Source organism: Sulfurospirillum sp. HTRB-L1, assembly GCF_059415125.1.
In genome coordinates, this window is record NZ_JCAHZR010000001.1 from 168,395 (window position 1) to 192,465 (window position 24,071).

Annotated in this window: 23 protein-coding genes; 11 read left to right on the forward strand and 12 right to left on the reverse strand. The window is 47.2% G+C overall.

Annotated elements, in window-relative coordinates:
* Positions 1-37: 37 nt before the first annotated feature.
* From AC5SLM_RS00790 to AC5SLM_RS00825, 8 genes are all read left to right on the forward strand, one after another.
* Positions 38-1,093: a quinone-dependent dihydroorotate dehydrogenase gene (locus AC5SLM_RS00790; protein WP_495249014.1), complete on the forward strand. Its 1,056-nt coding sequence runs from the start codon at positions 38-40 to the stop codon at positions 1,091-1,093.
* 41 nt (positions 1,094-1,134) lie between these two features.
* Entirely contained in the window at positions 1,135-2,397 is a 1,263-nt protein-coding gene (locus tag AC5SLM_RS00795; RefSeq protein WP_495249015.1) for a M16 family metallopeptidase, read from the forward strand.
* Positions 2,390-3,283, forward strand: coding sequence for a 4-hydroxy-tetrahydrodipicolinate synthase (gene dapA, locus AC5SLM_RS00800; RefSeq protein ID WP_495249016.1), 894 nt, complete (start codon positions 2,390-2,392; stop codon positions 3,281-3,283). The genes AC5SLM_RS00795 and dapA overlap by 8 nt, the downstream gene beginning before the upstream one ends.
* A complete protein-coding gene (locus tag AC5SLM_RS00805) occupies positions 3,283-4,053 on the forward strand; it encodes an enoyl-ACP reductase (protein WP_495249017.1) in 771 nt (256 codons plus the stop codon). Before dapA ends, AC5SLM_RS00805 begins: the two co-directional genes overlap by 1 nt.
* Complete coding sequence (gene pgsA / locus AC5SLM_RS00810; RefSeq protein WP_495249018.1) at positions 4,050-4,598, forward strand: CDP-diacylglycerol--glycerol-3-phosphate 3-phosphatidyltransferase; 549 nt, start codon at positions 4,050-4,052, stop codon at positions 4,596-4,598. The genes AC5SLM_RS00805 and pgsA overlap by 4 nt, the downstream gene beginning before the upstream one ends.
* Positions 4,592-5,647, forward strand: coding sequence for an RIP metalloprotease RseP (rseP, locus tag AC5SLM_RS00815; RefSeq protein ID WP_495249019.1), 1,056 nt, complete (start codon positions 4,592-4,594; stop codon positions 5,645-5,647). Before pgsA ends, rseP begins: the two co-directional genes overlap by 7 nt.
* The gene (locus tag AC5SLM_RS00820) at positions 5,644-6,315 is read left to right on the forward strand and encodes a YggS family pyridoxal phosphate-dependent enzyme (protein ID WP_495249020.1); all 672 of its coding nucleotides are present in this window, start codon (positions 5,644-5,646) and stop codon (positions 6,313-6,315) included. Before rseP ends, AC5SLM_RS00820 begins: the two co-directional genes overlap by 4 nt.
* A 148-nt stretch (positions 6,316-6,463) precedes the next feature.
* Positions 6,464-8,563: a transporter substrate-binding domain-containing diguanylate cyclase gene (locus AC5SLM_RS00825; protein WP_495249021.1), complete on the forward strand. Its 2,100-nt coding sequence runs from the start codon at positions 6,464-6,466 to the stop codon at positions 8,561-8,563.
* A 2-nt stretch (positions 8,564-8,565) separates the two neighbouring features.
* Here the strand turns inward: AC5SLM_RS00825 and AC5SLM_RS00830 are convergent, their stop codons facing one another.
* The gene (locus AC5SLM_RS00830) at positions 8,566-9,174 is read right to left on the reverse strand and encodes a hypothetical protein (protein WP_495249022.1); all 609 of its coding nucleotides are present in this window, start codon (positions 9,172-9,174) and stop codon (positions 8,566-8,568) included.
* A 118-nt stretch (positions 9,175-9,292) separates the two neighbouring features.
* Here AC5SLM_RS00830 and AC5SLM_RS00835 point away from each other — a divergent pair, with 118 nt between their 5' ends.
* Positions 9,293-10,324, forward strand: coding sequence for an NADH:flavin oxidoreductase/NADH oxidase (locus AC5SLM_RS00835; RefSeq protein ID WP_495249023.1), 1,032 nt, complete (start codon positions 9,293-9,295; stop codon positions 10,322-10,324).
* 134 nt (positions 10,325-10,458) lie between these two features.
* Positions 10,459-11,058: a MarC family protein gene (locus AC5SLM_RS00840; protein ID WP_495249024.1), complete on the forward strand. Its 600-nt coding sequence runs from the start codon at positions 10,459-10,461 to the stop codon at positions 11,056-11,058.
* Between the two features lie 29 nt (positions 11,059-11,087).
* On the opposite strand, the gene AC5SLM_RS00845 is transcribed toward AC5SLM_RS00840, so the two are convergent.
* The 9 genes from AC5SLM_RS00845 to mltG all read right to left on the reverse strand — a co-directional run bounded on the left by AC5SLM_RS00845 (position 11,088) and on the right by mltG (position 20,484).
* Positions 11,088-11,639: a 2-oxoglutarate:acceptor oxidoreductase subunit OorC gene (locus tag AC5SLM_RS00845; protein ID WP_495249025.1), complete on the reverse strand. Its 552-nt coding sequence runs from the start codon at positions 11,637-11,639 to the stop codon at positions 11,088-11,090.
* 9 nt (positions 11,640-11,648) lie between these two features.
* Positions 11,649-12,482 carry a 2-oxoglutarate ferredoxin oxidoreductase subunit beta gene (locus AC5SLM_RS00850; RefSeq protein ID WP_495249026.1) on the reverse strand — a complete coding sequence of 278 codons (834 nt, stop codon included), beginning with the start codon at positions 12,480-12,482 and terminating at the stop codon, positions 11,649-11,651.
* Positions 12,482-13,615: a 2-oxoglutarate synthase subunit alpha gene (locus AC5SLM_RS00855; protein WP_495249027.1), complete on the reverse strand. Its 1,134-nt coding sequence runs from the start codon at positions 13,613-13,615 to the stop codon at positions 12,482-12,484. The genes AC5SLM_RS00850 and AC5SLM_RS00855 overlap by 1 nt, the downstream gene beginning before the upstream one ends.
* 10 nt (positions 13,616-13,625) lie before the next feature.
* Positions 13,626-13,943 (reverse strand): 4Fe-4S dicluster domain-containing protein, encoded by a 318-nt coding sequence (locus AC5SLM_RS00860; RefSeq protein ID WP_495249028.1) that lies wholly within the window; start codon positions 13,941-13,943, stop codon positions 13,626-13,628.
* A 36-nt stretch (positions 13,944-13,979) separates the two neighbouring features.
* A complete protein-coding gene (sucD, locus tag AC5SLM_RS00865; RefSeq protein ID WP_495249029.1) occupies positions 13,980-14,855 on the reverse strand; it encodes a succinate--CoA ligase subunit alpha in 876 nt (291 codons plus the stop codon).
* Positions 14,852-16,027, reverse strand: a complete 1,176-nt coding sequence (gene sucC / locus AC5SLM_RS00870; RefSeq protein WP_495249030.1) for an ADP-forming succinate--CoA ligase subunit beta — start codon at positions 16,025-16,027, stop codon at positions 14,852-14,854. The genes sucD and sucC overlap by 4 nt, the downstream gene beginning before the upstream one ends.
* A 217-nt stretch (positions 16,028-16,244) precedes the next feature.
* The gene (locus AC5SLM_RS00875; protein WP_495249031.1) at positions 16,245-17,180 is read right to left on the reverse strand and encodes a malate dehydrogenase; all 936 of its coding nucleotides are present in this window, start codon (positions 17,178-17,180) and stop codon (positions 16,245-16,247) included.
* Between the two features lie 8 nt (positions 17,181-17,188).
* Positions 17,189-19,399, reverse strand: a complete 2,211-nt coding sequence (locus AC5SLM_RS00880; RefSeq protein WP_495249032.1) for an NADP-dependent isocitrate dehydrogenase — start codon at positions 19,397-19,399, stop codon at positions 17,189-17,191.
* 125 nt (positions 19,400-19,524) lie between these two features.
* Complete coding sequence (gene mltG, locus AC5SLM_RS00885) at positions 19,525-20,484, reverse strand: endolytic transglycosylase MltG (protein WP_495249033.1); 960 nt, start codon at positions 20,482-20,484, stop codon at positions 19,525-19,527.
* Between the two features lie 73 nt (positions 20,485-20,557).
* Here mltG and AC5SLM_RS00890 point away from each other — a divergent pair, with 73 nt between their 5' ends.
* A complete protein-coding gene (locus AC5SLM_RS00890) occupies positions 20,558-22,954 on the forward strand; it encodes a YhdP family protein (RefSeq protein WP_495249034.1) in 2,397 nt (798 codons plus the stop codon).
* On the opposite strand, the gene AC5SLM_RS00895 is transcribed toward AC5SLM_RS00890, so the two are convergent.
* Both AC5SLM_RS00895 and AC5SLM_RS00900 read right to left on the reverse strand, forming a co-directional pair.
* Positions 22,938-23,579: an HAD family hydrolase gene (locus AC5SLM_RS00895; RefSeq protein ID WP_495249035.1), complete on the reverse strand. Its 642-nt coding sequence runs from the start codon at positions 23,577-23,579 to the stop codon at positions 22,938-22,940. The genes AC5SLM_RS00890 and AC5SLM_RS00895 overlap by 17 nt on opposite strands.
* On the reverse strand, positions 23,576-24,067 hold the full coding sequence (locus AC5SLM_RS00900; protein WP_495249036.1) for a GNAT family N-acetyltransferase: 492 nt from the start codon (positions 24,065-24,067) through the stop codon (positions 23,576-23,578). Before AC5SLM_RS00900 ends, AC5SLM_RS00895 begins: the two co-directional genes overlap by 4 nt.
* Between the last annotated feature and the right edge of the window lie 4 nt (positions 24,068-24,071).

A 24,071-nucleotide genomic window follows, 5' to 3' on the forward strand; every position in this document is an offset into this window, starting at 1 on the left:
TTTTTGAGCTACAATCCCGCCAAATAAGAGAAGGAAAGTGATGTACGATTTACTCAAAAAAATCATGTTTCAATTCCAGCCAGAAACGGCACATGACATCGTCGAATTCGGGTTAAGGCTTACGGGGAACTATTGCCCAGCACTCTTTTCACCCTTTGCTTCCACCTTTTTTGTAAGCGATGCAAGATTGGAGCAGCACCTCCTTGGCACCACCTTCCACAATCCCGTGGGTTTAGGGGCAGGGTTTGATAAAAATGCCACCATGCTAAAAGGCCTTACCGCCCTTGGTTTTGGGCATATCGAATTTGGTACCATCACCCCCAAAGCACAACCTGGCAACCCCAAACCACGGCTCTTCCGCTTTCCCAAAGAAGAGAGTGTTCAAAACGCCATGGGCTTTAACAACGAAGGCTTGGCCAAGGTCAAAAAACGCCTTACGGCCTTGTACCCCTTTGTCACACCTTTAGGGGCCAACATCGGCAAGAACAAAACCACGCCACCCGAAGAGGCGCTGGAAGATTACCGCCTTCTTATCGAAGGGCTTAAAGACCTGTGTGATTTTATGGTCATTAACGTCTCTTCGCCCAACACTCCCGGCCTTCGTGACCTGCAAAATGAAGGGTTTATTAGCGAACTTTTTACCCTAGCTAAAACACTCACCCAAAAACCCATTTTGCTAAAAATTTCTCCCGACATGGAGATGGACGCGGCACTGAAGCTATGTGAATGCGCCATCAACCACGGAGCCCATGGCATCGTGGCAACAAACACCACCACAGAATACACCCTGCTCCAAGGTGCGCAATCTTTTGGGGGCTTAAGCGGGCGCGTTTTAACCCAAAAAAGTGCCGCCTTTTTCAAACCCCTTGCGGAAGCCTTTTTTGGTAAAACTGTGCTTATTAGCGTGGGCGGCATTAGCGATGTGGACGATGCTTATGAGCGCATTTTAGAAGGAGCCAGTTTGGTGCAACTCTACAGTGCCTTCATTTTCCAAGGCCCCTCTTTGAACAAACGCATCAATGAGGGCATTTTAGCCCGCATGAACCAAGACGGTTTTCACCATATTCAAGAAGCCATAGGCGCTAGACGATGAGACGTTTACTGCTTGGCGCTTTACTATTCACAGGAGGACTTATGGCAAATTCATTGCCGCACTTTGAAACCAAAACCTTAAAAAACAACCTGCAAGTTGTTGTTATCCCCATGAACAATGGCACCAATGTCATCACGACTGACATCTTCTATAAAGTGGGAAGCGGAAGCGAAACCATGGGCAAAAGTGGCATCGCCCACATGCTTGAACACCTCAATTTCAAATCCACTAAAAACCTTCGCGCAGGGGAATTTGATGAAATCGTCAAGGGGTTTGGCGGGGTTAATAACGCTTCTACGGGTTTTGACTACACCCACTATTTCATCAAAAGCTCCACGGCCAACCTTGACACTTCTTTGGGACTTTTTGCCGAACTCATGCAAAACCTAAACCTCAAAGACGAAGAGTTTCAACCTGAGCGCGATGTGGTACTAGAAGAGCGCTTATGGCGCACCGACAACTCTCCGATGGGTTTTTTGTATTTTCGCCTGTTTAACCATGCTTTCATTTACCACCCTTACCACTGGACACCCATTGGCTTTAAGGATGACATTAAAAACTGGACCATTGAAGACATTCGCACCTTTCACCAAACCTATTACCAACCCGCCAATGCCATCATCCTTGTAGCGGGTGACATTGAGCCCTCAACGGTCTTTGAAGCGGCTCAAAAACACTTTGAAGCCATCCCAAATACGACGCCCATTCCTCAAAAACACGAGGTTGAACCACCTCAAGATGGGGCAAAACGTGTGGTGATTGAAAAAGAAAGTGAAGTGGAAATGGTCGCTATTGCCTATAAGATTCCCGATTTTAAACACCCCGACCAAGTGGCTCTTTCGGCCTTAAGTGAATTGCTCAGTAGCGGCAAAAGCAGTTACCTAAACGACCGACTCATCGACCAAAAAAAGCTTGTCAACCAAGTGTATGCTTTTAGCATGGACAACAAAGACCCCGGCGTGTTTTTGTTTTTAGCCGTGTGCAATCCTGGCGTCAAAGCGGAAGTGGTTGAAAAAGAGATTTTAGCTATTATTGCCGATGTTCAAACGGGAAAGATTAGCGATGCAGACATCGAAAAGGTTAAAACCAATACCAAGGCAGACTTTATCTACTCTCTAGAAAGTTCCAGTGGGCTTGCCAACCTCTTTGGGAGTTTTTTAGCCAAAGGCGACATCACCCCTTTGCTCGAATACGAAGAACGCATCAATACCCTCAACAAAGAAGAGCTTGCTAAGGCGGCAAATACCTACTTTATTCCCAAATATTCTACTACAGTAATACTACGAAAGGATTCCCATGAATAACCCTCTTATTGGCGCAATGACCGCATTGGTTACCCCTATTAAAAATGGCAAACTTGATGAAGTGGGGTACGCAAAACTCATCCAACGCCAGATTAACAATGGCATTGATGTGGTGGTTCCAGTAGGAACAACGGGCGAAAGCGCCACCCTTACCCATGATGAACACCGCCAGTGTATTGAGATTGCGGTGGATACATGTAAGGGTACCCACGTGCGTGTCTTGGCAGGTGCTGGCAGTAATGCTACCTTTGAAGCTGTGGGCTTGGCGCAATTTGCCGAACAACACGGAGCGGATGGCATCCTTTCAGTAACACCTTATTACAACAAGCCTATGCAAGAGGGGCTTTTCTTACACTACAAAGCCATCGCAGAGTCTGTAAACATTCCTGTGCTTTTATACAACGTTCCAGGGCGCACAGGGGTTGATTTGCTGCCTGAAACCATTTACCGTCTTTTTAAAGCGTGTCCCAATATTTACGGAGTCAAAGAAGCCACGGGTTCCATTGAGCGTTGCGTTGATTTGCTCGCCCATGAGCCAGCCCTTGCACTCATTAGCGGGGATGATGCCATCAACTACCCCCTTCTCTCCAATGGCGGCAAAGGGGTTATCTCCGTCACGTCTAACTTGCTTCCTGACCAAATTGCCACCCTTACCCATCTGGCACTCCAAGAGCACTACAGCCAAGCAAAAGCCCTTAACGACAAACTTTACAACATCAACAAAGCACTCTTTTGCGAAAGCAACCCTATTCCCATCAAAGCAGCATTGCACATCGCAGGGCTCATTGACACCCTTGAATACCGCTTGCCTCTAAGTGCTCCTAGCAAAGACAATATGAAAAAAATTGAGACCGTTATGGCTCAATACGAAATCAAAGGATTATAATGTTACAAGGAAAGACCCTCGTTATTAGTGGCGGAACACGCGGTATTGGACGCGCGATTGTTTTAGCCTTTGCCAAAGAAGGCATCAATGTTGCTTTCACCTATAACTCCAATGGCGAACTTGCCACGCAGCAAGCCTTAGAATTAGAAAAAGAGTTTGGCATCAAAGCCAAAGCATACCCGCTCAACATTCTTCAACCCGAAGAGTATAAAACCGTGTTTGAGGCCATCGATAAAGACTTTGACCGGGTGGATTTTTTCATCTCCAACGCCATCATTTCAGGGCGCGCAGTTGTAGGCGGATACACCAAATTTATGAAACTCAAGCCCAAGGGAATCAACAATATCTTTACCGCCACAGTGAATGCCTTTGTCGTGGGCGCCCAAGAAGCTGCCAAACGCATGGAAAAAGTGGGTGGCGGGAGCATTATCTCCCTCTCTTCCACAGGAAATCTTGTGTACATTGAAAACTACTCAGGCCACGGTACATGTAAGGCGGCTGTAGAGGCCATGGTGCGTTACGCTGCGACAGAACTAGGCGAAAAAGGCATCCGCGTTAACGCCGTCAGTGGCGGTCCTATCGAAACAGACGCCTTGCGTGCGTTTACCAATTACGAAGAAGTCAAAGACAAAACCGCCGAACTCTCCCCGCTAAACCGCATGGGAAAACCCGAAGACATGGCGGGGGCTTGTGTGTTTTTGTGTTCTGAAAAATCCAGTTGGATCACGGGACACACCCTAGTGATTGACGGGGGAACGACCTTTAAATGACACTCAATCTTCCCAATTTTCTCGCCCTACTCCGCGTCGTGATGGCACCCTTACTGTTTGTGTTTTTAGTGGAGCGAGATGCGGCGCTGTTTCAGGGCATCCACCCAAGTTGGTTGGATTTCTTTGCAGCGTTAATCTTTGTCCTTGCCAGTGCAACAGACTTTTTTGATGGCTACATTGCAAGGGGATGGAACCAAATGACAAAATTTGGTGCCATCCTTGACCCCTTAGCCGATAAAATGCTAGTTCTTGCCGCTTTTTTAGGGCTTATGATGATAGACCGCGCTAGTGGGTGGGCTATTTATCTCATCTTGACCCGTGAATTTTTCATCACAGGGCTTCGGGTGATGGCCGTGGGCGAGGGGCGCAATGTTGCTGCGTCCATGTCAGGAAAAGTAAAAACGGTGTTTCAGATGATTGCCATTGGATTTTTGATTATGAACTGGCCTCTTGCAACGCTGCTTTTGTGGGTTGCGGTCGGCTTAACCTTGTACTCGGGTGCTGAGTATGTCATCGGATACACAAAAAGTGAGGCTACATGCTAATTTCTCTACTCGTTCTCTCCTTTTTAATCTTCTTTCATGAACTTGGGCATTTTTTAGCCGCACGTTTTTTTGGCGTCAAGGTGGAAGTGTTTAGCATTGGATTTGGGAAAAAGATTTTAAAACGTCGCATTGGCGACACCGAATACTGTCTTAGTGCCATCCCTTTAGGAGGCTACGTGCAAATGAAAGGGCAAGACGATACAGACCCTTCCAACACAAGCGTAGACGCCGATAGCTTTGGGGGAAAGAGCCCTTTGCAACGCATCGCCATCCTTTTTGCAGGGCCTTTTGCTAACTTCGTGCTTGCCTTTTTGCTCTACCTTGCCATCGCCTCATTGGGTGTGCTTAAACTCGCCCCAGAGATTGGTGCCATTGGGGAAAACTCCGCCGCGGTAAGTGCAGGACTTTTGGAAAAAGACCGCATCCTTGCCATCAACGGCACGCCTATTCGCGCATGGGATGAGATTAAACCCATCATCACCCAAACCCAAGGGGCTGTTGAATTGCTCGTAGGACGAGGGAACGAATCTCTTTTGCTCACCTTAACTCCAAAACTTAGCCAAAGCCAAACCATCTTTGGCGAAGCCATCCAAGAGCGGCTTATTGGCATTTCCCCTTCGGGTGAAACAGTGACCCTGTATTTCAAAGGCGCAGAAGGCGTGGGATATGCGTGGCACGAAACCGTGCGGGCTGCGACACTGATTGTGCAAAGTTTGCAAAAAATGATTGAAGGGGTGATTTCTCCCAAAGAAATGGGCGGGGTGATTTCCATCGTACAAATCACCTCTAGCGCCGCAGATGCGGGGATTGTGGCATTGTTTATGCTCACCGCTTTGATTTCTGTGAACCTAGGCGTTATCAACCTCTTTCCTATTCCTGCCCTTGATGGCGGGCATATTATGTTCAATCTTTATGAAATGGTGATGCGCAAACCTCCTAACGAAGCCGTCTATGCCAAGATGACCTACGCGGGTTGGGGACTTCTTCTAAGCCTCATGGCCTTTACGATTATCAACGACATCTTACGCCTCTCAGGAGCGTACCAATGAGCCCGTATGAAACGTCCCTAGACGCTGTTTTTTCCCGCATTGAAGCGGTGCGCGCGCAGGTAAATGAACACCAAATCATCAAACTTGTGGCCGTGAGCAAGAGCGTTGAGCCCCAAGAAGTCGAAGCCATGGTCCACGCAGGGCAACGGGCTTTTGGGGAAAACAAGGTGCAAGAGCTTTCACGCAAAAACACTGCGCTGTCCACCTTGCCCATTGAGTGGCACTTTATTGGAAGATTGCAAAAAAACAAAATCAATCAGCTTATCGACTTAGACCCGTTTCTTCTGCATTCGTGCGACTCCTTGGCCTTGGCGGTGGAGCTAGACAAACGCTTACATGTAAAGGAAAAAACCCTCCCTGTTTTGCTTCAAATCAACAGTGCCAAAGAAGCATCCAAGGCAGGTGTTTTGCCAGAAATGGCAGTGGAGACGTACTTAGCCATTCAAGAAACCTGCCCCAATCTGCACCTTCGTGGGGTGATGAGCATCGGGGCACACACGGATGATGTCGCCATCATTCAAGAGAGTTTTGAAACCACTTATCGCCTTTACGAATCCTTGCACAAACACGGAGCGAAAGTCTGTTCCATGGGCATGAGCAATGATTTTGAACTTGCCGTGCGCTGCGGTTCTAATATGCTTCGCCTTGGAAGTGTTTTATTTACCTAGTTGCCACCCTTTTTACCGAGTGAGAAAACCCTTCTCACTCCCCTTCGTTCAAGATTACATGTAAACTATTTTTACACATCTTTTAATCAGCGTTAAGCGTACTATGTTATAGTAAAGGTTCCTATCCACCGTATGTTTGGACAAACCATTGAAACCACTACTCTTCACATTCTTTTTATTTTGCTCTTTCTGCTTACCCCTTAGCGCCTATGCTAAAGCAGATTTTCTCACCAAAGAAGAGCGTGAATATATTTCAAAATACCCTATTTTAAGGGTTTCAAACGATACACAACGGTACCCGTACAGCTTTTACGCAAGCTACCAACCCCAAGGATACATGGTCGATTTTTTACGCCTTCTTGCTTCTAGGCTTGAACTTGAGATTCAATTTATCAGCAACACCGCCCCTTCCCTCACCCATTTGTTTCACGAAGGGCATCTTGATATTCTCGCTCCCGTACTCTCCTCCTTTCCACAAGAAGAAAGCGCCCTTTTAAGTGATGCTGTTTTAAACATACATCATGCACTCATAACACGCGCAAACGCCCCCCTTACTCCCCAGTCTCTAGCCGGTAAAAAACTTGCCCTCTCCCAAGAAAACGGCAAAACTAAAGTGGCTCAAGAGCACTACCCTCAAAGCAGTCTTTTGATTTTTGACTCTTCCAAAGAAGCCCTCGAGGCTGTTGCTTTTGGCTTAGCCGATGCGGCCATTGAAGATTTTATGGTGGCGTGTTACATCATGAACCGTTACATGCTTGCCAATCTTAACGTCCTGCGCTTATACGAACCCCACTTAAACGACACGCTACACCTAGCACTCACCCCCGAAGCTGCGCCTTTGCGGCGTATCCTTAATAAAACAATGCGCGCCATCACAGAAGAAGAACTCTACGCCTTGCGCAGCAAATGGTTTCACGCCATTCAAAGCGACCACACTACCGCGCTAGACCTCACTCCCGAGGAAAAACAACACCTGGAGCGTCTGGGTGCTATCCGTTTGTGTATTGACCCAAGCGCGATGCCCCTTGAGGGCAATCAAGAGGGTAAACACGTGGGCATGTCAAGTGATTATATGCGTTTAATTGAAGAAAACCTTGGCATTCCTATCCAAATGGTCTCAACGCACACATGGGTGGAATCTCTCGAAAAGGTAAAAAGACGCCAGTGCGACATTGTTTCACTGGCGATGCCCACACCTGAGCGTCGACTTTATTTGCGTTTTACAAAGCCTTACCTGAGCATTCCTTTGGTGCTTGTCACGCGTCCTGAGGAAATCTTTTTTTCCAATGTTTCTGCCATCCATGATCGCCCCATTGGTATCGTTAAAGGGTACTCCCACGGGGAAATTTTACGCGTAAAGTACCCAAAAATGCACTTTGTAGAAGTGAAGGACATCCACGAAGGACTTTTTAAAGTACACAAAAGAGAGCTTTTTGGTTTTGTAGACTCCTTGCCTGTCGTGGGAAGCATCATTCAAAAAGAATTTGCCAATCAACTCAAAATTGCAGGTAAATTTGATGAATCTTGGGAGTTAGGCATTGGTGTGCGTAACGACGACCCTCACTTGTTTCCCATTTTTGAAAAAGCTGTTGCTTCCATTGATGCTGATGTGCATCAAAAAATCCTCAACAAATGGATTTCAGTGCGCTATGAGCGTGGTGTGGATTATGGATTTTTACTCAAAGCCTTAGGTGCCTTTGTTTTATTTGCCCTGTATCTACTGTTTCGGCAACGAGAGCTTAGCCGCCACAACCACCAACTTGCCCTACTTTCCGTAACGGACGTTCTTACAGGCATTTACAACCGCATGAAACTAGATGAGATACTCTCCCAAGAATACAACTATTTTCTTCGCTACAAACGCGACCTCTCTCTCATCATCATTGATATTGACAATTTTAAAAAAGTCAACGATACCTTTGGGCACAAGGTTGGCGATGCTGTATTGGTGCGATTTACACAGATTATCACCCAAGAAAAACGCACCACAGACATTTTTGGTAGGTGGGGCGGCGAAGAGTTTTTGCTCATTTGCAAAGAAACCGATGCCAACGGTGCGGAAATCTTGGCAGAAAAAATCAAAGCCACTCTCGAACGAACTGAATTTGAACACGTTGGCCACAAAACTGCCAGCTATGGCATCACACAGTTCAAGGAAGGCGATACTATCGAGTCTGCCTTCATTCGTGCGGACAAGGCGCTCTACTGCGCCAAAAGCAAGGGGAAAAATCGCATTTGTACCTTTTAGCCTTACATGTAAAGGTGTTGGTAGTACACGCTTAAGAGAATAATGCTCATTTTCCCCAACCCTTCTTCCACTAACAAACGTTCCTCTTTATAAAACAGCGTTTCACTTATCTGTTTGTGCAACTCAAGCACGTACCCGCTTGCTGCTTCAAAGGAGGCTTCCTTGCGCGTGTCAAACAACACAAACAATTCAATGGCTTCGCTCATCGAAGACAGATAAAGGCGAATCAAGCCGTACATTTTCTCTTCCACGGGCGAAAGAGCACTCTCAAACGCTTGAAGGGAGGTTTCTAGGAAGTGTTGCTTTTGAGGAAAATTTGCCCCCAATAAGGTGTGGATAAGGTGTTGACGCTTACGGCTTAACGCTTCAGGAAGCGCTTGATTGCGGTACCGCGCCAACAACGTGAAGGCTTGGTGCGTTTTTGCAAGGTCCACGGCTCCGTCTGCTTTTAAAAGGGCTTTGATTTGTTTACATGTAAAGCGTGTTTTAGCACACAACGCTTCTTTATCAAGGGCGTCAAGCACTGCTTGGTGCAGCGCCTGGGTTTCACTCTCTTCGCATTTGGCCAGTATTTCCAACAAGTAGTGCATCGTTTTTATCTCTGTTTTCATCCCCATCCTTACATGTAAATGCATTGAAGGGATTATAGCAAAGTGCCCTTTGAACAAAGGCTTTACAAAAAGACTAACGTGGGGTACAATGCCCTAATCTCACCCAAAAGGAGACCCCATGAGTCTACTGCTTTCCCCCGCCTCCATCGGCTCCCTCACTCTTAAAAACCGCATCGTTATGCCGCCCATGTGCCTTTACAGCGCCACCCATGATGGGCACGCCACCCCCTTTCACACCTTGCATTATGGAGCAAGGGCTCTTGGGGAAACGGGGCTTATTATCGTCGAAGCAACAGGAGTTGAACCCCGTGGACGCATCAGTGACAAGGATTTGGGCTTATGGGAGGATGCGCACATCCTTTCCCACAAAAGCCTCACAGACACGTGCCATTTCTTTGGTGCTGCCATTGGTGTCCAGCTAGCCCATGCGGGCAGGAAGTGCGAATGTGCCAACGAAACCCCCATCGCTCCAAGCGCCTTAGCCTTTAGTGACGCAGCACCCTATAAAACTCCCAAGGCTATGAGCCTTGAAGAGATTGAAACCGTGCGAAAAGCTTTTGTTCAAAGTGCCCTACGCGCACAAAAAGCAGGGTATGATGTGGTGGAAATCCATGGGGCACACGGGTATTTACTGTGTGAATTTCTCTCACCCTTAACCAACCAACGCCAAGACCACTACGGAGGGAGCTTGGAAAACCGTTGCCGCTTCTTGCTAGAGGTTGTCACTTCCATCAAAGAAGCCATCACCCTGCCTCTCATTGTCCGCCTCTCAGCCCACGAGTGGATGAAAGAAGGGTGGCAACTTGAAGACACTCTTATACTAGCCAAGGCACTTGAGAAAGCGGGGGTTGATGCCCTTCACATCTCCTCGGGTGGCAACCAAGCCGCACCCAACAACCGTCCGCACCTAGCCCCTTTGTATCAAGTGGGCGAAGCCAAGGCCGTCAAAACTAAAGTCAATATTCCTGTGATTGCAGTGGGGCAAATCTCCACACCTGCTGAAGCAGAAGCTCTTTTACTAGGGGAGGCGTGTGACTTTGTGGCCTTTGGGCGGGAGCTTTTGCGCAATCCCCATCTTGGCATTGAAGCAGCTAGAGTGTTTAAGGAAACGGGAAAAATTCCAGCACCCTACCTTAGGGCTTATCTGTAATCCATTACTGCGATGCAAAAAGTAATGGATTACATACATTGCTGCCCTAAAGTTCTTTTTTATGGCCTTTTGAAAAAGAGGCATTTCTAAGACAAGATGAGTATAATGCCGTTTTTTTAGACAAAGGAGTGTGTGTGGATTGGTCGTTTATTGTTTCGGTGTACATTAAGTTTTTCTTTTTAATGACGCCATTTTTTGTACTTTCGATGTTCTTAGTGATGACCAAAGAAGAAAGCAGTATTGCAAAAAAGAAGCTTGCTCTCCATGTCAGCGCCTCGGTGATTTTTGCATGCACTATTTTGCTTTTCTTTGGAAATTATATTTTTGACCTTTTTGGCATCACCTTGGATGCCTTTCGCATTGGGGCGGGGGCGCTACTTTTCTTGACTGCTGTTTCGCTCATTCAAGGGCCAAAAACCGACGCCCTCCCCAAAGAAGTCAACTCCATCGCGGTTGTACCTTTGGCGATTCCTATCACCATCGGACCAGGCACAATCGGCGCCTTGCTTGTGATGGGTGCGGGTATGGAAGGTGTGCACCAAACCCTTCAAGGCCTTTTTGCACTCATTTTAGCCGTAGGAAGCGTGGGGGTGATGCTCTATTTTTCAGGTGCCATCGAACGGGTTGTGGGGAAAAATGGCTTAACGGTGTTAAGTAAGATTACGGGGCTTGTCCTTGCTGCTTTGGCTGCTCAGATTATTTTTACGGGGATTAAAAATTTTTTAGAATTGTAAAGGGGTACAAACCCCTTTACATGTAAGGGTTAAGCAAGCGCTTCTTTGGCGTATTTAATGCCCAAATCAAAGGCTTTAATGTTTGATGCGTGCACTTTTTCAGGCACCTTAGAAAGCATGACGCTTTTTACTAAATCCTGATTAAGCACCTCGGTCATTTCAAGAGCAATTGCCAAGGCAACCACTGATTGGGTAATCACATTACCCACTTCTTCTTTCGCAATGGTAATGATAGGAATCTCATAAATTCGCCATTTCTTGCGGTCTTCCTCAGAAGGCTTCACAAGGTTTGGCTCTACAACGATAATCCCGCCCTCTTTTACGCCTTCTTTAAACTGATCGTAACTCACCTGTGCCGTAGCAAGCATAAATTCAATCTCGCCCTCGTTAGCGTAGGGAAATAAAATCTCGCCCTCGTCTAGTAAAATATCTACCTTGGTTGGCCCACCACGCACTTGGGATGTGTATGTCGAAGCTTTGACACCGTATCCACCGTCTTTAATTTTTGCAGCAGCCAAAATCTCTCCCGCTAAAATAACCCCTTGTCCCCCCACGCCAACAAATCGTAATTGACTTCGCATCCCGCCTCCTTAGAGCTTCACTTGGCTTTTTGTTTGAGCCGCTTCAATCACCTTTTGGTACCCTTTACAGTACTCAAGCTGGGTTGTATCGTGCTTTAAGATGCCTGTGGGAAACTTATTTTTTCGCTCTTCTTCGCTAAACTCATCGTATTTTTTCTTAGGCGTAATACGTCCTTCAATCCACTTAAGGTTTTGAATCGCATCGCCCATTTTGTTTTTTCGGCCCAAGTTAATGTGGCAGTTTGAAAAAATATCAAAAAAGGAATACCCTTCGTGCTTAAACCCTTCCACAAAGACTTTTTCAAGTTTTTTAGGGTCTAGTACCGACTCGCGCGCCACAAAGGTCGCTCCCGCGGCCTCAGCCAACACAGCCGCATCAAAACTCGGGTCAATGTTGCCATACTGCGCCGTCACTGTCCACATGCCCTGAGGGGTCGTAGGAGAGGTTTGGGAGTTGGTTAAGCCATAGATGAAGTTGTTGATAAGCACATGGTTCAAGTCGATATTTCTGCGGCACCCGTGGATGGTGTGGTTTCCCCCGATTGCTAAACCGTCGCCATCGCCTGTTACCACGATGACTTTTTTGGTTGGATTAGCAAGCTTAATGCCCGTAGCATAGGCAATGGCACGACCATGAGTAGTGTGAACCGTGTTGCAGTTAATGTACGAACTGGTTCGCCCACTACAGCCGATACCTGAAACCACGCACACGTCATCCATATCCCAACCCAATTTTTCAATCGCGCGGATAATGGATTTCAAGATAACCCCATCACCACAGCCCCAACACCACAGCGTAGGCATTTTATCACTGCGTAAATATTTGTCATAATTAAAGGCCATTACATCATCTCCTTAACTTTTGCTACCATTTCGCTAGGGGCAATGGGCCGTCCATTAGCCTTGTGCAAGGTTCCAAAATCATCCCGTTTCATCACACGCTGAATCTCCTCAAGGTACTGCCCCATGTTTAGCTCAGTCACAAAAATCTTTTTAAAGCGTGCCGAAATTTCACGCATACGCTTTTTAGGACTTGGCCACAAGGTAATAGGTCGGAACAATCCCGCTTTAATGCCCTCGGAGCGCAACTTCACCACCGCTTCTTTTGCAGCACGCGAAATACTGCCATAAGCGATGATACACACGTCTGCATCATCTAACATATACTCTTCATAGCGTACCAAATCTTCATGATTGGCACGAATTTTATTCATGAGTCGGCTGATGTTGTACTGGCATTGGTGTTCGTCTTCCGTGGGAAAGCCTGTCGATCCGTGGTGCAAGCCTGTAATGTGGTAACGGTACCCTTTAAAGAAAGGATTGAGGGTTGCAGGTTCTGTTGGACCCGCCTCATAAGGACGGTATTCTGCAGGGTCCCCCGTGAACTCATTGCGCTTAACAATACTCTTTTGAATCACTTCTAAATCTGGTAAAATCGCCTTGCCGTGCATGTGCCCTAAGGTTTCATCCAACAACACAAACACAGGAGTCATGTATTTTTCAGCAATATTAAATGCCCGTACTGTTTCCGTGTAAGCCTCTTCCAAACTACCAGGACACAAGGAGATAGACTCAAAGTCTCCATGGGTTGGGTATTTTGCTTGACCGATGTCTGCTTGCGAAACACGCGTAGGAAGACCCGTAGAGGGACCGCCGCGCATAACATTAACAATCACCAAAGGAATCTCTGCGATAAACCCAAGGCCAATTTGTTCTGCTTTAAGGGAGATGCCAGGTCCTGAAGAAGCCGTCATTGCCTTTGCACCGCTCATGGAGGCGCCAAGGGCAACAGAAATACCTGCAATCTCATCTTCCATCTGAATAAAGGTTCCGCCACTTCGTGGCAATAAAACACTCAAATCGTGCGCAATTTCACTTGAAGGAGTGATGGGATAGCCACCAAAAAAATTACATCCACACTCTACGGCAGCCTTAGCTGCGAGCGCATTGCCACTTGATACTACTTCTCTAGCCATTCCATTCTCCCTATGCGCTCAATTTTCGATAGGCATTTAGCTTAACAGCCTCAGCCCGTGCCTTTGCCTCATCGGTTAGTTTTGCAAACTTAAACTCTCCACGCTCAGCCACATAAATAGCAAAATCCGGACAGTGAAGTTCACAATCCCTACAGCCAATGCACGCAGTTGGTTCCACCACTTCGATCATTGATCCTAGCGTTGAACCAGGGGCCGCAACCATTGCTAAAACCCCCGCAGGACACAAACTTACACACACATCACACGCCTTACAGCGCGCAGTGTTGACCCAAACCGGAGTTTCCTCCGGTGCCGCCATGACGCTCATCCGTCTCTCCTTAATAATGTGATTACCCCTTGGGGGTTATCGTTTGTTTAAAACCTCAGCTATTTTTTTACCAATATCCGCAGGTGATTGAACCACACTCACGCCTGCAGCGCGGAGCGCTTCCATCTTTTCTGCCGCTGTTCCAGCACTCCCGCTCACAATTGCTCCCGCATGCCCCATGCGTTTGCCTTTTGGCGCGCTCTGTCCGGCGATGAATGCTACCACGGGTTTGGTAATATTCTCTTTAATAAAGGCGGCGGCTTGAATCTCTAAATCCCCGCCAATTTCACCAATCAAGACAATAGCTTCTGTTTGTGGGTCTGCTTCAAACATAGGCAAGAGCTCTTTATAGCTCAATCCAATAATAGGGTCTCCCCCAATGCCCACAGCCGTGCTAATACCAAAACCTTCTTTGCACACTTGATTCGCGCCCTCATAGGTCAAGGTGCCTGATTTTGAAATGAGGCCTACGGATCCTTTTTTGAAAATCATGCCTGGCATAATTCCAATCTTGCACTCTCCGGCTGTAATAATGCCAGGGCAGTTTGGTCCAATGGTTTTCATCCCTTTTTTGGTTGCATACGCCTTCGCCATTTGCATGTCACGCACAGGGGCACCTTCGGTGATAATCACCGCAAGAGCAATCCCTGCATCTGCCGCTTCCATCACAGCATCGGCCACAAACGCAGGAGGAACAAACACCATGCTCACAGTAGCACCCGTTGCGCTCACCGCTCCCGAAACTGTGTCAAATACAGGAAGATCAAGATGTGTTTGCCCTCCCTTGCCCGGCGTTACCCCGCCCACAATCTTGGTGCCATATTCCAAACACTGCTGTGCATGAAAACTGCCTTCTTTTCCCGTAAACCCTTGAACAATCACTTTGGTATCTTGGTGTACTAAAATGCTCATACGTTTTCTCCCTTAGCTGCAGCCACTGCTTTTTTCGCCCCATCTTCCAGGTCATACGCCGTAATAATATTGGCAATCTTGGCTTGTTTTAAAATTTCGGCGGCTTCTTTAGCGTTAGTGCCATCAAGCCTAACAACCACAGGAACGCGCACATTAACAAGTTTTGTTGCTTCTAAAATACCATTGGCAATGCGGTCGCATCGCACGATACCGCCAAAAATATTAACAAAAATGGATTTAACATTGGGGTCTTTAAGGATAATCTCAAAACCTTTGGCGACGGTTTGGGCATTGGCCCCGCCACCCACGTCTAAAAAGTTTGCTGGCGTACCGCCAACGTAGTTGATAGTATCCATGGTTCCCATGGCAAGCCCTGCGCCATTGACCATACATCCTACATTGCCATCAAGCTTTACATAACTCAAACCAAACTCGCCCGCCTCGCGTTCTGCGGGGTCTTCTTCGGTGATGTCTCGCATGGCGGCAATCTCAGGATGACGTCCTAGCGCACTGTCATCAAACCCCATTTTGGCATCTAGGGCAATAAAAGCACCCGAACCTGTTTTGACAAGAGGGTTAATCTCAATCATTTCCGCATCATTTTGCATGTATAAAGCATACAACGCTGAAGCAAATTTGATAAAGGCACCCACTTGCTCTTTAGGAAGCCCTAAGCCAAAAGCAAGTTCCCTGCCATGGTACCCTTGAAAGCCAATGCTTGGGTCAATGGCCACTTTGATGATTTTTTCAGGTGAGGTGGCAGCAACTTTTTCAATCTCCATGCCTCCCTCGGTCGAAGCCATAATAAGCGGCATCTCTTTTGCACGGTCTAATACGATGCCAAGGTACAACTCATCAGCGATATCTGCACCTTCTTCAATGTAGACCTTACCCACCACTTTGCCCTCAGGGCCTGTTTGATGCGTCACGAGTGTCATGCCCAAAATAGCTTGCGCGTGTTCTCTTACTTCTTCAAGGCTCCGTGCTAACTTAACACCACCCCCGAGGCCTCTTCCTCCTGCATGAATTTGAGCTTTTACCACCCAAACCGACCCGCCTAGCTTTTTAGCGTTTTCTACCGCCTCGTCCACACTGAAGGCAATGTAACCTTTTGGAACAGGTACGCCAAAACGACTGAAGACTTCCTTCGCTTGATACTCGTGAATATTCATCAAACCTCCTAGAGAGCCCTCACCGCAAGGCTTAGGCCTTAAATTGTCGATAACTGTAGTACGACTTATCTATCAAAAACGATACAAATCATAACTATAGTGAGAATTTACTGCAACTTTAAGGTTGGGAAAACACGGGGTTCCCACCCCTTTGTTCTGAAAAAAAGTATAACTTAATTTCAAAATTGTTTCAATTTTATTGGTTATTTATGACAACTTAACAAAGGGTGTGGGATTTTAGTAACACAATCTGGGCCGCAACTTCTTGGATGCTGCGTTCAAGGGCGCCAGCCTCTTGAGCATTTAGCGGTAACGCAAGGTGTGAGCTGACCCCTTGACGCCCTAGGGCAACTACAACACCTGTTACAATATCGGAGTATCCGTATTCGCCGTCTAATAAATATGCGCAAGGCATCATCTGGTTTAAATCTTTAAGAATCGACTCAATCATGGCACACACAGCAGCAGCAGGTGCATAATAAGCCGAAGTTCCCATCAAAGAAACAATCCTTGCCCCTCCTGCTCGGGTTGTTTCTATAACCTGAGTGAGTGCTTCTTCGCTCAAGATATCCCCAATAGGCACCCCTTTGAGCGTTGAAAAGCGAGGAAGAGGCACCATGGCATCACCATGGCCACCCAATACCAGCGCTTCAACTTGCCCCTCGCCAAACCCTGCCGCTTCGCTGATGGCATGTGCCATCCTTGCACTGTCTAGCACGCCTGCCATGCCAATAACCCGCTCTCTTGGAAATCCTGTGTGTTGCAAGGCCACATACACCATGGCATCCAAGGGGTTTGAAACCACGATAACGATGGATTCGGGTGCTACCCGCTTGATGTCAAGGCAAAGGCTTTTCATGATTCCAGCATTTTTAAACAATAAATCCTCGCGACTCATCCCGGGTTTTCGCGGACTTCCTGCGGTAATCACCACCACCGAGGCCCCTTGCAAAGCGTCCATGTCTTGCGCTACATGTACCACCGTACTCGAACGGGCAATCGAAGCCGCTTGGGTAATATCATAGGCCTTCCCCTGTGCCACTTCCTTAGCAATGTCGTACAAAACAACATCCTTGCACAGTTGGTTGAAGGCAAGCATGCTCGCGATACTTGCCCCCACATTCCCTGCGCCAATAATAGCTACCTTACTCATTGGTGACCTTAAAATGCCTCTAAAAGGGTGTTAAACGTCGCACTTGGACGCATGGCGCGGGAAGCTTTGTTTTCATCAAGACGGTAATACCCTCCCAACTCCACACTTGCACCTTGTGCAGCACTTAACTCTTCTATAATTTTAGCTTCATTTTCCGCAAGACCTTTCGCCAAGGATGACACTTTAGCTTGGATTTGTGCATCCTTGCTTTGCGCCGCCAATGCTTGTGCCCAATACAGCGCTAGGTAAAAGTGACTTCCTCGGTTATCAAGCTCTCCGCATCGGCGCGAAGGGGATTTATCTTGGTCTAAAAAGACCCCAACAGCCGCGTCCAAACACTCCGCCAAGACGCCCGCTTTGGTGTTTTGCTGCGTCGTGGCAAGATGTTCCAAAGAAGCGGCTAAGGCCATAAATTCACCCAAAGAGTCCCAGCGCAAATGGTTTTCTTTGACAAACTGTTGCACATGTTTAGGCGCAGAACCTCCCGCACCTGTTTCAAACAACCCGCCTCCGTTCATGAGTGGCACAATGGAAAGCATCTTTGCACTCGTACCAAGCTCCAAGATAGGAAATAAATCGGTATTATAATCCCGCAACACATTCCCTGTAACGGAGATGGTATCTTTCCCTGCTCGCATACGCGTCAAGCTCACTTTTGTCGCCTCTTCAGGGGAGAGAATCGTAATATCAAGCCCGTTTGTGTCGTGGTCTTTGAGGTATGTTTTCACTTTTTCAATCAGCACCGCATCGTGGGCACGGTTGGCATCTAGCCAAAAAATGGCAGGCATCCCACTAAGGCGCGCCCGCGAAACAGCAAGCTTCACCCAATCTTGAATCGGTGCGTCTTTGGTTTGGCACATGCGCCAAATATCGCCCTCTTCCGCCTCATGAGAAAAGAGCACTTCTCCCGCGCTATTTTTCACGGTTACGGTGCCTTGAGTCGGAATGTGAAAGGTTTTATCGTGAGAGCCATATTCTTCGGCTTTTTGCGCCATCAAACCTACGTTTGGCACGGTTCCTATGGTTGCTGGGTTTAAAGCGCCATGCTCTTTGCAGTCTTCAATGACCGCTTGGTATATGCGCGCGTATGAGCGATCAGGAATAAGGGCCTTGGTGTCTTCAAGTTTGCCCTCTTTGTTCCACATTTTTCCAGAACTGCGAATCATGGCCGGCATAGAGGCATCCACGATGACATCACTGGGTACATGTAAATTGGTAATGCCCTTATCTGAATCCACCATTGCCAAAGGAGCGTTTTCTTCTAAAATCGCTGCAATATCTGCTTTGATTTGCTCTTTTAACGCGGGGTCTAGGTGTTCGATTTTACTCATCACATCCCCAAAGCCGTTAGTAGGATTAATCCCTAGCGTGGCAAAGGTTTGCGCATGGGAGGCAAAAAGCTTTTGAAAATAGACCTTAACCGCAACCCCAAACATAATAGGGTCAGACACCTTCATCATGGTTGCCTTAAGGTGCAATGAAAGCAAGATACCCTCGTTTTTGGCATCTTCCATTTGGGTTTTAAAAAACTGCTCAAGGCTTTTAAGGCGCATGCATGTTGCATCAAGCACTTCGCCTTCTTGGACCTTCAACTCTTTTTTAAGCACCACGTGTTCGCCATTTTTTGCTTCCAAAACAATGCTTACCGTGTCCGCTTTTGGCATCACCAAAGAACGCTCGCTACCGTAAAAATCATCCGCTTCCATGTGTGCCACATGGGTTTTAGAATCCTTAGACCATGCCCCCATGGAGTGGGGATGTTTTTTGGCATACGCTTTGACAGACAGAGGTGCACGACGGTCGGAGTTGCCTTCGCGAAGCACAGGATTCACAGCACTGCCAAGCACTTTGGCGTAGCGTGCCTTAATGGCCTCTTCCTCGGGTGTTTGGGGAGATTGAGGGTAATTGGGAAGGGCGAATCCTTGGTCTTGGAGTTCTTTGATGGCGGCATTTAGTTGCGGGATGGAAGCGGAAACGTTGGGAAGTTTTATGATGTTTGCTTCGGGGTCTTTGGTAAGGTTCCCAAGTTCTGCTAAGTCGTCTGGATACGGTGTGTTTGCGCTTTGGGGGAAAGCAGACAAAATGCGTCCTGCTAATGAAATGTCCTTGGTGTGCACCTCAACCCCCGCAAGGGAAACAAACCGTTGTACAATGGGCAAAAAAGAGTACGTCGCCAACGCAGGGGCTTCATCGACTTTTGTGTAAATAATCCTAGACATGTGCAGAATCTCCTTGGTAAAATTTGGCACGATAGTAGCATCTTCCATGTAAAAACCACACTAAAGTGCCCAAGTAACTCAAAAGCTTAAACCTTTACATGTAAGGCTTACATGTAAAGGGTGGCTCACCTGCCTTGATTCATGGCGCGCTGGTGTTCGGCATAGGTTTTTGTAAAGGTATGCTTTCCGCTGGCCGTGCGCACAAAATAAAGGTACTCCGTCTCTTTGGGAAAAATAGCCGCACGCAAGGCTTCTTTACTTACCGTCGCCACAGGGTGCGGGGGAAGGCCTGCGTGCTTGTAGGTATTATAGGGCGAATCGTCCTCGCGGATGCGTTGTGGCGTGACTTTGGTGTTAGAATAGGGCCCATAATTTAACGTGCCATCCATTTGCAAACGCATGCCTCTTTTTAAGCGGTTGTAAATCACCGAAGAGACAAGGGGCATCTCCTTCACCGAACCTGCTTCTTTTTGGATGATGGAGGCAATAATCACATACCGATACCACCGCCGTTCGTTGTACTCTCCAAAAATCTTTTGCGCCAACGCTTCATGGGAAGCCTTAGAAAGAGAGACCAGATAAAAGACCAAGTGACGCTCACCAATCCCCATGGGAATGTGGTACGTCTCAGGAGACAATACCCCCTCAGGATAAGGCGTAAAGCTAGCATAGGCTTCTTGCAAGCGGGCTTTTGAGAGGCCAAAATCTCGCGCAACTTGCTCAAAAAACATTTCCGTGGTTTCCCCAGGGATGAGCGTCAAAGGCACCATGGCAGCTTTTGCCGTGGTAAGTTTGTAGTAAAAATCCGCCCGCGACAGGCGTGTTGTTCCGATGTCAATCCAGCCCGATTGGGGCCACCCAAGAAGCGCAACAACATACTTGTCAATCTTGGATGAGAGGTTAAATTGGCGTTGTTCAAGATATGTTATAATCTGGCCTATCGTCCCACTGGGCACATACACCACGCTCGTGGTCGTCACTGGACGTGTAAGATAAAACAAAAGCGACATTAGCATGATCAGTATCACGTCACACACAATGAAAAAAATTTGGACGCCTGTTTTGGTGGTTTTTATTCTCTGCATCGCATTCCTAACAACTCTCTTTTACGGGATTCGGATTGATTCTCTCTCACTCGGAGGGGTTTATGTTGATCAATTGTACATAAAGCTACATAAAAAACTGATTGTCAGCGCGCAAGAAGTGCGCCTTAGCAAAGACTCTTCACAGGAAAATTCACGGGAAGAAATTGTTGCCATTTTAAAGTATTTGCCATGGATGAACCGCCTTTTTTACTCCATCAACATCGAAAATCTTCACTACGAAGACGAACATATTGTCCTGCGCTACCACCATGATATGTTTTATTTAGATTCTAATTACGTTACGATTGATGCTACCCTTGACCCCCTAGAGCGCGGGGCGACCATCGGGATTAAAAAACTCCTTTTAAAGGATTTCAACCTCGAACTCCAAGGAGGCTTAGACCTTGATGTTTTAACCCAAGCGGGGTTTTTTCAAGGAACCTTCACAACACATGGCATCTCAGGCAATGTTGCCCTCAAACTCGAAGATATGCTCCTTTCTTATGTGGCGCAAACCACCTCTTTTGAAACCCTCGAACCGTTCATGGAAGCCTTGAGTACTACGGTGGAATTAGAAAAAGAGATAGGCGAGTGGATTTACCAAAAAATCATTGCTAGCGCGTACCAAATCGACTCTCTTGAAGGGAAAATCGACCTCTTAAGCGGAGATTTCTTCCCTTATGAGATGAAAGGATTGGCACGAGGCAAGGACGTGAACGTCACCTTTGAGCCTTCCCTTCCTCCTGCGCACATTAAAAACCTTGGAGTAGAACTCTCCAACAATCAGCTTATTTTCCACATTGACGCCGCTTCCTACGAAGGGATTGACATTAGCCAATCAGAAGTCTACATCTACAACCTTTTAACGGAAAAAAATGGCATCGTCGTTACCCTTAAAACCCAAACGCAATTGGATGCGCGTATTCATCGCATCTTAGAAGCTTACGACATCAAGGTTCCCCTTTCCCAAACCAGTGGGATTACGGAGGGCACCTTGGAACTTGATATTCGCTTCTTACCCTACAGCCTTAAGGCCAAGGGCAATTTCATCCTTCATGATGCCACCATGCTCATCGCAGGGGTGCCTTTTTATTCACGTGGAGCAAACATTGCCCTTGAAAATACAACGTTAACCCTTCGTGACGCCCATTTGGGTTATGAGGACATTCTTGACCTTGTGGCTTCGGGTGTTATTGAAACCACAAAAGGCACGTTTGAGGGCAAGGGGACGATTGAACGCTTACATGTAGCCCATCAAGGAGAAGAGATTGTCTCACTCTTGGGCGTTTCTTCGCCATTGCGTTTGGATTTTTCAATCCCTGATGTTCTTGTCTTTATCCCCAAACTAGCCACTTCTTTACGTTTTGGCGAACATGAAAACCGCATCGCCCTTGAGCGTCTTGACCTACTCACCCCCCACTCTCCTTTTTTGCAAGAAAATGGGTTTTTAAAAGGAAAAACAACCATCATCACACCCGATTTTAAAACCTATGCGGTGGATTTAGACATCACCAAGTTGCACTCCTTGCTTTACCGCAACGGGCATCCTCTTGAAGCTGCCCATTTTACGATACATGCAGACCCCGCCAAAACCCTTGCCAACGCCGAGGGCTTCTCTTTGCACCAAACCTCAGCCCACCGTGAGATTTTTTTAGAAGGCTTGGATATTGGGTTGGACGGCACCTCTTCTTCCAAGGGGCAAACGCCCACTACTATTCATGGAAAAAACAGCCACCTGCTCTTGCTTGACCAAAACCAAACCCTTCCCTTTGTCGCCTACACACTCAAAAACTCCCCCGAAGGCACACACCTTGCTGGCACTTTTGAGCAAGGGGAATTAACCCTCGCCCAAACCCCAACCTCCCTTGAACTCACCCTCCTTGGTGCCAACGCCACGCTCATGAACCATTTTGCCAAAAAAGAGATGTTTGATGGGGGTAATTTTGAACTGACCCTAAAGGGCGAGGATGCAACGTTTTTTTCAGGTTCCCTTAGTATTCGCCAAAGCCACCTCAAAGAGATGGTTGCTTACAACAATCTCATTGCCCTCATCAACACCATCCCCTCTTTGGCGCTGTTTAAAGGCCCAGGGTTTAATGAACGCGGGTATGAAATCAAAGAGGGAAACATTGTCTTTAGTCAAAAAGAAGAGGTGCTAACCTTGCACGCTATTTACCTTGAGGGCACGAGTGCAGACATTGTGGGAGAAGGGGTAGTAAACCTGCGCGATGAAACCTTACATGTAAACCTTAAACTCAAAACGTTCAAAGACATCAGCAATGCCATTAGCCATATTCCCGTGCTAAACCACTTGGTTTTAGGGGATGACCAAAGTATTGCAACGGCCATCACCCTCCACGGAAAACTCGAAAATCCTGAAGTGACTACCCAAGTGTTGCAAGATGCGCTCTTGACGCCTTATAATATTCTCAAGCGCACCTTGCAACTGCCTTTCAAACTTTTTGATTAAGGAGTTGCTGCAAAATGTCCGTGAGTGCTTGCGGGGAATCCACCACATGGGGTGTAGAAGTTTCATACTCCCCAAACCCCCACGTGACGTAAACAAAGGGCATATTAGCATTTTGCGCTGCGTAGGCGTCTTTAAGGCTATCTCCCACCAAAATCGCTTCACGCGGGCTTACATCTAAGGATTCAAGAAGGCTAAAGAGCATCAATGGGTCAGGCTTGGAAGCCCCGAAAGTATTGGCCCCCACAATGGTTTCAAAGTAGTGCCCAATCCCGCAATGTGCTAACATTTTTTGGGCAAAAAAATCCGAAGCATTGGTAGCAACGGCTAGTTTCACTTCTCCGTGAAGAGCACGCAATACCTCATGCACGCCCGCGTACAGTTTAAGCTCATGGGTGCAGTGTTCTAAATAGTGCTCCGTAAACAGGGCTTTGTGCCTTGGGTCATACTCCCTAGTGCCATAAAACCGTAAGGGTAAATGCTCATCAGGGTCGTTAATAAACCGCACCAACTGTTCTGTGCCAATGTAAGGCAGTCCAATGCTTTGGCGCACGTAATTGATACTGTGGGTGATGCCCACACTGCTGTCCACCAGCGTGCCGTCCATATCAAAAATGATACATTTCATACTTTCAACCCTAAAATGAGCAAATCTTTTTCCTGCCCTTCAATCACCGCAATTCCTGGCAAATTGCCCCACTCTTTAAAGCCAAATTTCTTAAAGAGCTTTAAACTTGCATCGTTGTCTTTAAAAATAAACGCCAATACGTTTTTGATGGCAAATTCGGGAGCTTTTTCAAGGGCTTGGGCTAAAAACTGCTGTCCTAGTTTCTTGCCCCTAAAATTGGGGTCGATGTAAATGCTAATCTCCGCCGTTTGGGCATAGGCTGGCCGCCCATAAAAGGGCTGAAAGCTCACCCAGGCGATGATTTTCCCGTGGTACTCTTTGACCAAAATGGGACGTTCATGGGTGTGGGCATAAAACCACGCATGACGACTCTCCACACTCACCTCTGTCGTATCTGCCGTTGAAATACCCGTAGCCACCGTCGTGTTGTAAATCTTCACAATCTGAGGCAAATCCTCAAACACCGCTTCACGGTAAAAATCAATCATTGCA

Bases quoted from the DNA above. Each gene is read 5' to 3' on its own strand.
- dapA (WP_495249016.1), top strand. From the start codon at position 2,390: ATGAATAACCCTCTTATTGGCGCAATGACCGCATTGGTTACCCCTATT.
- AC5SLM_RS00835 (WP_495249023.1), top strand. From the start codon at position 9,293: ATGAGTCTACTGCTTTCCCCCGCCTCCATCGGCTCCCTCACTCTTAAA.
- AC5SLM_RS00845 (WP_495249025.1), bottom strand. From the start codon at position 11,639: ATGCGAAGTCAATTACGATTTGTTGGCGTGGGGGGACAAGGGGTTATT.
- AC5SLM_RS00895 (WP_495249035.1), bottom strand. From the start codon at position 23,579: ATGAAATGTATCATTTTTGATATGGACGGCACGCTGGTGGACAGCAGT.
- AC5SLM_RS00880 (WP_495249032.1), bottom strand. From the start codon at position 19,399: ATGTCTAGGATTATTTACACAAAAGTCGATGAAGCCCCTGCGTTGGCG.
- AC5SLM_RS00860 (WP_495249028.1), bottom strand. From the start codon at position 13,943: ATGAGCGTCATGGCGGCACCGGAGGAAACTCCGGTTTGGGTCAACACT.
- sucD (WP_495249029.1), bottom strand. From the start codon at position 14,855: ATGAGCATTTTAGTACACCAAGATACCAAAGTGATTGTTCAAGGGTTT.
- AC5SLM_RS00830 (WP_495249022.1), bottom strand. From the start codon at position 9,174: ATGAAAACAGAGATAAAAACGATGCACTACTTGTTGGAAATACTGGCC.
- AC5SLM_RS00795 (WP_495249015.1), top strand. From the start codon at position 1,135: ATGGCAAATTCATTGCCGCACTTTGAAACCAAAACCTTAAAAAACAAC.
- sucC (WP_495249030.1), bottom strand. From the start codon at position 16,027: ATGAATATTCACGAGTATCAAGCGAAGGAAGTCTTCAGTCGTTTTGGC.
- AC5SLM_RS00900 (WP_495249036.1), bottom strand. From the start codon at position 24,067: ATGATTGATTTTTACCGTGAAGCGGTGTTTGAGGATTTGCCTCAGATT.
- AC5SLM_RS00805 (WP_495249017.1), top strand. From the start codon at position 3,283: ATGTTACAAGGAAAGACCCTCGTTATTAGTGGCGGAACACGCGGTATT.
- AC5SLM_RS00850 (WP_495249026.1), bottom strand. From the start codon at position 12,482: ATGGCCTTTAATTATGACAAATATTTACGCAGTGATAAAATGCCTACG.
- AC5SLM_RS00855 (WP_495249027.1), bottom strand. From the start codon at position 13,615: ATGGCTAGAGAAGTAGTATCAAGTGGCAATGCGCTCGCAGCTAAGGCT.
- mltG (WP_495249033.1), bottom strand. From the start codon at position 20,484: ATGCAGAGAATAAAAACCACCAAAACAGGCGTCCAAATTTTTTTCATT.
- AC5SLM_RS00875 (WP_495249031.1), bottom strand. From the start codon at position 17,180: ATGAGTAAGGTAGCTATTATTGGCGCAGGGAATGTGGGGGCAAGTATC.
- pgsA (WP_495249018.1), top strand. From the start codon at position 4,050: ATGACACTCAATCTTCCCAATTTTCTCGCCCTACTCCGCGTCGTGATG.
- AC5SLM_RS00820 (WP_495249020.1), top strand. From the start codon at position 5,644: ATGAGCCCGTATGAAACGTCCCTAGACGCTGTTTTTTCCCGCATTGAA.
- rseP (WP_495249019.1), top strand. From the start codon at position 4,592: ATGCTAATTTCTCTACTCGTTCTCTCCTTTTTAATCTTCTTTCATGAA.